Raw genomic sequence first — 6,974 nt, forward strand, 5'->3', positions numbered from 1 at the left:
CCGAAGGTTCCGTTGAGCCTCTGGCGCGGCCCCGACCTGCGGACTTTCAATGGTCGACACCATGGCTCGGCTTCCCGCGTTCTTCCGCACGGTCCGGCTGCGGGGCGGCTCGTCGCGCCCGGCCGCCGGGCTCCCGGGCGACGACGAGGCATTCCTCGACGCGCCCGACGACCGGCTGGCCCCCGCGCTGGTCGGGGCCGCGCAGGGCACCCACCGGTCCGCGGCCGGGCTGCTCGCCGGCACCCGCCGGGACGCCGAGTGGGACCGCCGGGACCGGTACGCGACCCGGCTCGCGGCGTTCGCCCGCTCGCGCCCCGACTGGCTGGACGCCTGGCGCGCCGCCGATCCCGGCGACCCGGACGCGGCCCTGGTCGGCGCCCGGCTCGCGGTGGACCGGCACTGGGCGTCCCCGGCCCGCGCCGAACTGCTGCGCCAGGCCGAACCGGCCGTCCTGGCCGCCGCCCGGGACGGCGGGCCCGACCCGGTGCCCTGGCGGGTCGCGCTGGACTGCGCGCGGGGCCGGCGGGCCGGGCACGCCGAGTTCGAGCACCTGTGGGCCGAGGCGGTCCGCCGCGCCCCGCACCACTACGGCTGCCATCTCGCGGCCCTGCAGTACCTGGCCGCCGCCTCGCCCGGCGCGCACCGCGAGTGCCTGGACTTCGCCGAGACGGCCGCGCAGGACGCGCCCGAGGGGGCGCTGGTGCGGTCGCTGCCGCTGCGGGCGGCCTTCCGCTGTCTGACCGAGGCCGGCGCGGACGCGGTGGGGCGGGACCGGCTGCACGCGGCGGCCGACCTGGCGATAGCGCTGTCCGCCGGGCTGCCGCCCGCCGACCCCTGGCCGGCCCCGCTGCGCAACCTGCTCCTGTACGTGCTCGTGCGGCTCGGCCGCCCGGCGGACGCGGCGGAACAGCTCCGGCTGACCGGCCCGTACGCCACCTCCTTCCCCTGGGAGCGGGAGGCGGAGGACCCGCTCGGCCGGTTCCTCCAGGTGCGCGACGAGATCCGGTCGGCGGTGGCGGACCCCCCGGGAAGCGGGCGCGGCGCTCACGCCGGTCCGCGCGACCATTAGGCTTCTGCGTCGTGACCATCGTCCGGCTCCCGCTCTTCCCCCTGAACTCCGTTCTGTTCCCGGGGCTGGTGCTCCCGCTCAACGTGTTCGAGGAGCGCTATCGCGCCATGATGCGCGAGTTGTTGAAGACGCCCGAGGACGAGCCGCGCCGGTTCGCCGTCGTGGCGATCCGGGACGGCCACGAGGTGGCGCCCAGCGCCCCCGGGCTGCCCGACCCCACGGCGGTGCCCGAGCGCGGGGCCGGTGCCGGGTTCGGGCCCGACCCGGCCAAGGCGTTCCACAAGGTGGGCTGTGTGGCGGACGCGGCGACGATCCGGGAGCGGGCCGACGGCACCTTCGAGGTGCTGGCGACCGGCACCACCCGCGTCAGGCTGCTGTCGGTCGACGCCTCCGGGCCGTTCCTGACGGCCGAGCTGGAGCATCTGCCCGAGGAACCCGGCGACGAGGCGGGCCCGCTGGCCGAGGGCGTGCTGCGGGCGTTCCGCCAGTACCAGAAGCGGCTGGCGGGGGCGCGGGAGCGGTCGCTGGCCCCCGGCGCCGAGCTGCCGGACGAGCCCGGCGTGGTCTCGTACCTGGTGGCCGCCGCGATGATGCTGGACACCCCGACCAAGCAGCGGCTGCTCCAGGCCCCGGACACCGCCTCCCGGCTGCGCGACGAGCTGACCCTGCTGCGCACCGAGACGGCCGTCATCCGTACCCTGCCGTCGCTGCCCGCGTCCGATCTGACGCGCGGCCCGACCAGCCTGAACTGACGTACCCGGAAGAAGCGGCCCACGATGGCGAAGAAGGCGAAGAAGCAGCAGGCGGGGGGCACCCCCGCGACGGTGGCCCTGACCGCGGCCGAGGTGGCGTACACGGTCCACTCCTACGACCACGACCCCGCCCATCCGTCCTACGGCGAGGAGGCGGCCGAGGCGATGGGCGTCGCTCCGGAGCGGGTCTTCAAGACGCTGGTCGCCGACGTCGACGGGGCGCTGACGGTCGCGGTGGTGCCGGTCGCGGGCCAACTGGACCTGAAGGCGCTGGCGGCGGCGGTCGGCGGCAAGCGGGCGGCGATGGCCGACCCGGCGCTCGCCGAGCGCACCACGGGCTACGTCCGGGGCGGCATCTCCCCGCTGGGCCAGCGCAAGAGGCTGCCCACCGTGCTGGACGCCTCCGCCTCGGAGCACGCCACGATCTGTGTCTCGGCGGGCCGCCGGGGCCTGGAGGTCGAGCTGTCCCCCGCCGACCTGGCCCGGCTCACGGACGCGGTGCTCGCCCCGATCGGACGTGCCTGACCCCTCGACGGACGCCCCGTCCTCGGTTAAGCAGAAGGGGCATGTCGAAGAGAACCCGCAAACGCAGGTGGCGCGTCCGCAAGGGCCGCGCCAACCACGGCCGCCGGCCCGCCTGAGAACTGCCCGTCAGAACCGCTCCGGCGGCTCGTAGGAGTGGGGGTACGGCTCCGGGTCGCGCGGGCCGAACAGGGACGTCAGCCCGAGGTGGACGAGCAGCGCCGCGATCGGCCAGGCCAGCAGCGCGCCCTTCGCGCCGAGCTTCAGGGGCGCGGGGAAGGTCGTGCCCCGGCCCACCTCCCGGGCGTGGGCGATGACGTCCTCGGCGGGGCCGAGCCAGACCCCGAGCCGCCAGGCCAGCAGGGAGCCGAGCAGTCCGCCGACGCCGAGCGCCACGACGCTCGGGACGCCGCCGCGCCGCCGCAGCAGGAAGACGGCCAGGCCGCTGAGCAGCCCGAGGGCCAGGGCGAGCAGCGTGAACGTGCTGTCGACGCCGATCGCCTGTTCGCCCTCGGAGTCCTTGAGGTAGACCACCCAGCTCTTGTCGACCACGTCGCCGACGAGCGGCACGCTGGGCGCCAGTCGCCACCACAGCACCCCGAGCAGCACACCGAGGACCGTGACCGCCACGGTGGTCACGACGGCCTCGCGCAGTTCGGTCCTCAGCCCGGGGCCGTCCGGCCCGTCGCCCGGTCCGCCGCCCAGGGCGTGCGCGCCGACGGGCGGCGGCACCGGCGGGCCCTGGTACGACGTGTGCGCGGACGAGTGTTCGTTCGGTGGCGGAGGCGGCGTCAGCGGTGCGGTCACCCTGCCATCGTGCCAGGCCCGCCTGTGTGCCGCGTCACCGGACGGCGGCCCGCCGGTAGGCCCAGGTCGCGACGGCGAGCGAGACCACGCCGACCGCCGCGCAGACCGCGAGGTCGCCCAGGACGAACGCCCAGTCGGGGTGGTCGCCGAAGGTCCGGGCGAAGGCTTCCACGCCGTACGTCGAGGGCAGCAGGTCCCGGGCCAGTTGCACCACCCGGGGCATCCGGTCGGCGGGCAGCACGCCGAGCAGCAGCGCCGCCGACATGCCGAGCTGCCCGAGCAGCGTGGCCAGTTCGGGCCGGGGCGCGAGCAGGCCCAGGGCGGCGCCGAGTCCGGCCAGCGCGGCACCGGCCAGCGGGATCACCGCGACGAGGACCCACAGGTGGGCGAGAGGCAGCCCGAACAGCAGACAGCCGGACACGGCCGTCACCACCGTCCCCGGCACGGTGAAGGAGGCGTACGCCCCGGCCGCGCCCAGCACCACCGCGGCCGGCGGCACCGGCAGGGTGGCGTAGTGGTCGAGGCCGCCGCTGCCCCGCAACTGGCCGAAGTACTGGGCGAGCAGGTTGAGCGCGACGAACGCCACCACGAGCACCGCCGACCCGGCGACCACGGCCCGCGCCTCGCCGCCGTCGTCCACCACCCCGCGCATCAGGATCATGATGCCGACGGACTGGAAGGTGGCGACGAACAGCAGCGGTATCCGCGCGACCCGGGCCCGGGACAACTGCGCCCGGTAGACGGCCCCCAGCGCGGGCCAGAGCCGCGCCCGCGGACCCAGCTCGGCCGCGCCGGAAGCTGAGTCCCCGTCGGCCAGGACGCCGTCCGGCAGGACATCGGCGGGTACGACACTCACGTCGCGGTGCTCCTCTTCGCTCCGGCGGTCGTCCTGCGGGGTACGTACGGATGCGGGGGCCGGTGTGCTCAGGGCCCTGGCGTTCACGCCTTCACCAGCCCCTGCCGCGCGGCGCCGCCCAGCGCCAGGTACACGTCCTCCAGGCTGGGCGTGGCCAGGGTGAAGTCGTCCAGGGCGGCGAAGGCGGCACCGCCGGTGACGGTGGCGACGACCGCGCGGGCCTCCTCGGGCGCGAGCCGCAGCGTCCAGCGGCGGCCCGCCTCCACGGTCCGGTCGCGCAGCGCGGCGACCTCGGGGACGTGCAGCGGCGCGGCCTCGCGCCACACCAGGTCGACCCGGACCTCGCCGGCGACCTTCTCCTTCAGCCCGGAGGGGCTGTCGCAGGCGATGACGCGGCCCCGGTCCAGGACGGCGACCCGGTCCAGGACGGTCTCGGCCTCGATGACGTTGTGGGTGACCAGCAGGACGGTGGCGCCGTGCTCGGCCCGGCGCCGGTCGACGGCGGCCCAGACCGCGCGCCGCGCCACCGGGTCCATGCCGGTGGTCGGCTCGTCCAGGACCAGCAGCGGGCGCTCCCCCACCAGCGCGGCGGCGAAGCAGGCCAGGCGGCGCTGGCCGCCGGAGAGCTTCTTCAGCGGGCGGGCGGCGAGCGGGGCCAGGCCCAGTTCGTCGAGGACGGCGTCCCGTTCGGCGCGGGCCCGGCGGGTGTCCAGGCCGCGCAGCCGTCCGGTGGTCTCGGCGGCGAGCGAGACGGTCAGTTCGTCCAGGGCGGTGGACTCCTGCCCGAGGTAGGCGAGGATGCGGGCGGCCCGCTCGGGGTGGCGGACGATGTCGTGGCCGAGGATCTCCACGGTGCCGGAGTCGGGCCGCATCAGCCCGGTCATCTGCCGGACCAGGGTGGACTTGCCGGCGCCGTTGGGTCCGAGCAGGCCGAAGATCTCACCGCGCCGGATGTGCAGCGTCACGTCGTCGGTGGCGCGGACCTCGGGGGCCGCGGGGGCGCCGCGGCGGCCGCGTACGGCTGGATAGGTCTTGGTCAGCCCCCGCACCACGCACACGGCATCGCCACCGGGTCGAAGTGCCTGTGCCGCGTGCGTACTCACAAGGGACGAGGGTACGGGGTCGGTCCTCGCGCACCGCGCCCGGGTCGGCCCATAAGGGCCGATTCGCGTGTCGCCGCGGTGCCGGGGCTCACCCGCCCGCGGCGGTGGGTTCGGTCGCGGTGCGCACCCCGATCTCGCGCCAGAACCCGGCCCGGATCGCGTACCGGTCGTGCTCGTCGATCTGGTCGTCCTTGTGGGCCAGCAGCCCGAAGCGGGCCGCGTAGCGCAGCAGCTCGCCGTCGACGCGGTGCGGGACGCGGGGGTACATCGTGGACAGCTTCTGCAGATGGCTCTGGTCGCCGAGCCGCTCCACCCACCGGCGGGCGAACACCTGTCCGACCTCGTAGGGGTCGCCGCCGACGGTGGTGATGTCCTCCTCCCGGTCCGCCCAGCGCTGCTCGGCGGTGGTCAACTGGGCGAGGGTCGGCATCGAGGCGGCCTCGGGGGGCTCGGCGGCCGGCCGGTCGACCCAGCCCTTGTCGGAGGACCAGCGCAGGGTCGCGGAGGCGGGGTGCTGGGCGGGCTGGGGGCCGGGGGCGCGCAGCGCGGCGAGGTCCTTGGGGGTGGGGACGCCCTTGCCGGCGGCGCCCCGCTCCTCGCTGCCGTTGCGCCCGGGACCGGGGGCGGGGTGGGAGTGGGACTGCTCCTCGGCGGACCGCTCGGCGGCGGCCAGCGCCGACTCGGGCAGCGGGGCGGAGAGGATCGCGGCGATCTCGGGCCGGGGCGCGGGCGGCTGGGCGCACACCCCGGTCAGCTCCTTGGCGCGGACGGCCTGGGTGATCCAGGCCCGGTCCAGGACGCGGCGCTCGTCGGCCTCCGCGACCAGGTCCTCGGACTGGTTGTAGTTGTTGTCGGCGGCCTGCACGGCCCACAGGTGGACGGCGACGCCGTGCTCCTTGGCGGCCATCATGCCCGGCAGCAGGTCGCCGTCGCCGGTGACCAGGACGATGTCGGAGCAGGCGCGGTTGCGGGCCAGCTCGGTCAGCTCGGCGTGCATGGCCGCGTCCACGCCCTTCTGCGCCCAGCGGCCGTCGCTGCGGGTCAGCGCGCCGAGCCGGACGGTGACCCGGGGCATCACGCGCAGCCTGCGGTGCTCGGGCTGCGGGACGCGGTCGGGGGCGCCGTCGAACCAGTAGATCCGCAGCAGCGGCTGCTGGGTGTCGGCCTCCGCGCGTTCGCGCAGGCCGTGGATGAGGGCGGTGTGGTCCACGGTGATCCGGGACCGGGAGGGCTCCCCGGCGAGGAGACTGGCGGCGGCCCCCAGCAGATACCCGGCGTCCACCAGGACGATGCAGCGGTCCACGCGATCCACCCTCTTTCCGGGAGGTTTGCTTCGGGCTTGCTTCGAGTCTGCCCGACCGCACGGGGGTTAACGGTCGGAACTCGATCTTCGGCGTGGCGTTTGCGGAGGGAACGTACCCGACAGCCCGTGTCACGGACGGTAATTGTCCAACATGCGTTCTTTATCGGCCTATGTGAATCTGAACGCGGTCCTGACCCCTACATTCCCACCGGAGGCGGCACCATGGCCAAGAACAAGAACAACCGTGACCGCAAGCAGCCCCGGGCCCAGCGCGCCGGGCAGGGCGCGCAGGCGTCCGTACTGGACCGCGAGGAGCAGCTCGCCCCGCCGCTGGCGGCGACCGGCGACGCACCCCGCGGCAAGCGGCACAAGCGCTTCGGCCACAACTGATCCGCGTGCCGGGGGCCGTTGCGGCCCGGGTACGCGGCTGTGGGGGGGGGGCCGGGGCGGGGCCCCCCCCCCCCCCCAACCCCCCCCCCCCCCACCCCCCCCCCCCCCCGGCCCCGCCGCACCAAAAAGTGGGCCCAAAGGGGCCGGGGGGGGGTTTCGCCGGGGCCGGGCA

Annotated in this window: 8 protein-coding genes; 4 read left to right on the forward strand and 4 right to left on the reverse strand. The window is 75.8% G+C overall.

The features are described 5' to 3' along the window. The first annotated feature begins 61 nt into the window (after nucleotides 1–61). From ACFY32_RS08140 to ybaK, 3 genes are read left to right on the forward strand one after another with little or no spacing between them, the layout of a single operon-like run. Entirely contained in the window at nucleotides 62–1,069 is a 1,008-nt protein-coding gene (locus tag ACFY32_RS08140) for a hypothetical protein (protein WP_359192940.1), read from the forward strand. 11 nt (nucleotides 1,070–1,080) lie between these two features. Beyond that, nucleotides 1,081–1,821, forward strand: a complete 741-nt coding sequence (locus ACFY32_RS08145) for an LON peptidase substrate-binding domain-containing protein (protein WP_359192943.1) — start codon at nucleotides 1,081–1,083, stop codon at nucleotides 1,819–1,821. 24 nt (nucleotides 1,822–1,845) lie between these two features. Further along, entirely contained in the window at nucleotides 1,846–2,346 is a 501-nt protein-coding gene (gene ybaK, locus ACFY32_RS08150) for a Cys-tRNA(Pro) deacylase (protein ID WP_359192946.1), read from the forward strand. 126 nt (nucleotides 2,347–2,472) lie between these two features. Here the strand turns inward: ybaK and ACFY32_RS08155 are convergent, their stop codons facing one another. The 4 genes from ACFY32_RS08155 to ACFY32_RS08170 all read right to left on the reverse strand — a co-directional run bounded on the left by ACFY32_RS08155 (nucleotide 2,473) and on the right by ACFY32_RS08170 (nucleotide 6,412). After that, nucleotides 2,473–3,150 carry an AAA family ATPase gene (locus ACFY32_RS08155; RefSeq protein ID WP_390673720.1) on the reverse strand — a complete coding sequence of 226 codons (678 nt, stop codon included), beginning with the start codon at nucleotides 3,148–3,150 and terminating at the stop codon, nucleotides 2,473–2,475. 34 nt (nucleotides 3,151–3,184) lie between these two features. Next, the gene (locus ACFY32_RS08160; protein WP_390673721.1) at nucleotides 3,185–4,006 is read right to left on the reverse strand and encodes an ABC transporter permease; all 822 of its coding nucleotides are present in this window, start codon (nucleotides 4,004–4,006) and stop codon (nucleotides 3,185–3,187) included. Nucleotides 4,007–4,089: 83 nt separating this feature from the next. Then, nucleotides 4,090–5,064 (reverse strand): ABC transporter ATP-binding protein, encoded by a 975-nt coding sequence (locus tag ACFY32_RS08165; protein ID WP_359193315.1) that lies wholly within the window; start codon nucleotides 5,062–5,064, stop codon nucleotides 4,090–4,092. A gap of 133 nt (nucleotides 5,065–5,197) precedes the next feature. After that, the gene (locus ACFY32_RS08170) at nucleotides 5,198–6,412 is read right to left on the reverse strand and encodes an NYN domain-containing protein (RefSeq protein ID WP_359192954.1); all 1,215 of its coding nucleotides are present in this window, start codon (nucleotides 6,410–6,412) and stop codon (nucleotides 5,198–5,200) included. Between the two features lie 222 nt (nucleotides 6,413–6,634). On the opposite strand from ACFY32_RS08170, the gene ACFY32_RS08175 reads away from it, so the two are divergent. Then, a complete protein-coding gene (locus ACFY32_RS08175; RefSeq protein WP_359192956.1) occupies nucleotides 6,635–6,802 on the forward strand; it encodes a hypothetical protein in 168 nt (55 codons plus the stop codon). The last annotated feature ends 172 nt before the right edge of the window (nucleotides 6,803–6,974 follow it).

Origin of the sequence: Streptomyces sp. NPDC000134 (genome assembly GCF_042899225.1) — a bacterium.
Lineage (GTDB): Bacteria > Actinomycetota > Actinomycetes > Streptomycetales > Streptomycetaceae > Streptomyces.